This is a genomic window from Methanoregula sp. (assembly GCF_002835825.1).
Lineage (GTDB): Archaea > Halobacteriota > Methanomicrobia > Methanomicrobiales > Methanospirillaceae > Methanoregula.
Genome location: NZ_PIZH01000403.1, coordinates 1 through 1,858 on the forward strand (window position 1 = coordinate 1; position 1,858 = coordinate 1,858).

At 56.2% G+C, this 1,858-nt stretch carries 2 protein-coding genes; both read right to left on the reverse strand.

Going from position 1 to position 1,858, the window contains the following annotated elements:
* On the reverse strand, positions 1-631 hold a 631-nt coding region (locus CW742_RS11565; protein WP_292420543.1), incomplete at its 3' end, for a hypothetical protein.
* 27 nt (positions 632-658) lie between these two features.
* Positions 659-1,768: a hypothetical protein gene (locus CW742_RS11570; RefSeq protein ID WP_292420546.1), complete on the reverse strand. Its 1,110-nt coding sequence runs from the start codon at positions 1,766-1,768 to the stop codon at positions 659-661.
* Positions 1,769-1,858: the final 90 nt, after the last annotated feature.

The window sequence follows — 1,858 nt, forward strand, 5'->3', positions numbered from 1 at the left end:
GCGGAACACGATACTGGTTCGGGCTTATCTTCTGCCATCGGATTCCATCATCATCAATCGCAATAACAGAATTGTGGCCCTGTGTTCCGCCGGAGTTGACAACGGCCACGTGTCCATCGGCTGACAGAGCGTAACTCGTAGGCGCAGGAACGGGCAAGCGGGAAAGGACCGACCCGTTGCCAGCGAAATGAAATACCGTGTCCCCAGAAAAATCGCGGGTGAGGCTGCGGGAAAAGATATTACCCTCCTGCCCGTCGCCGGATAATGCGACCTGACTGTTGCAGCCAAACCCGGACCGGTTCCAGAGGAGGTAGCCTTTCTCATCGAAGTAAAACAGATTGCCGGAGAATGTGGTTGCGGCAATGAACCGGCCATCATCAGAGGTGGCGATGCCGGTGACCGGATCGCTGATCCGGTAAACCCATCGGGGGGATCCATCAGGTGTAAACGAACCGACCATTCCGTTTGTCCCCCCGACCGCTATCGTATCACCACTGCCGGAAACGGCAGTCATCGCCGGGTTGCCATTCAGCGCCACGCTGAAAGCATCACAGGATTGCGGAGAAATGGCTGACGCGAAGTGAATGAGACTGAACAGGACTACCATAATGATCAGGATTTTTGGCTTCATGCGTCTCTCCATTTTTCCGGAATTAAGTCAACCTTGTTTCCTGATCCCGAACAGTATCCCACATCCCGCAACAATCCCGCATATCGCAACAACCATGGCCGGGCTCCCCTTCTGCGTAGAGGGCGACGGGACTCCCGGCATACCCGGTGCTGTTGTTGGCGTATCATAGGGTGCGGTCCCGGGCAAAGGAAGAATCGTGATCTCCCGGATAACCGTGCTGTTGGGAACAACGTTCCCGTCAGGATCCACAACAGAAATCCGCACCGCATTCTTGGTTATCCCTTCGCGCACAACGGGTGCAGTACCCTGCAGGGTAATCGCAATGCGCTCTTCGTTCAGGTCACCCGGGTAGGAGAGTTCAAAGCCGCTCAGGCTCAGCACTGCGCCGTGAGGGATTGGGCGCGTGTTTTCAACGCCATCAAGGACAAGGGCGTAGGACCAGCGCGGGTTCTCAAGCCCTGTGGAGAAGACAAGATAATGGTCTGGAGGGAATGTCTGTTTACCTCCCATGGGGAGATAGACGGTGGCGGTGACTGTCACGGGCGTTCCGGATCGGACCGGGCCGCTGGGATCAGCAACAATCTCCTCTTCCAGCGTGAAGCTCTCTTGCCGGACCGTGGCGGCTGCTCCGGGTTTTACGAGCAGAACCGGCGTCGTGCCATAGGGAGAATATGCGAGATGGTTCCGGTCGTGCGGTCTGCTCACGGCATAGACAGTGTACGTACCGGGGGCAAGCGTGCTCTTTGATGTGTCCCATACAAAGGACCATCGGTTGTCCGCCCCCACGGCGGCCGTTGCGAACGTGGAGGTGTCGCCCTCGACAACCCCGGCAGCGGGCGGGTAAGCGTTCTGGATCTGCGATCCGTTCGCCTTGAGGTTGGGTCCGGTGATGAAGAGATACGTTGTGCTGGAGCCAGTGTTGGTGCCGGTAACGGTGATGGTATCGCCCGGATGATAGCGGAAGTCCGGGTCATTCTCTCTGCCTGCAGGAGGGAGCACGTACACGGTAACTTCTCCTTGTTCAGCGGGTTGCACTCCGCCCGTGTCGGGGGTTATATCCGCGGATTGCGGCATGCCGGATGCCGTGCAGGCAAAGAAAAGCACGACGATGAAAACGAGCAGCGGGTTCAATCTCATAAAAATATATATGAATAATTTCTATTTATGTTTTGCATAATTATCCTGCAATGAAAAGATCTGTCGTGGAATGGATCGTTCGCTGAAAGA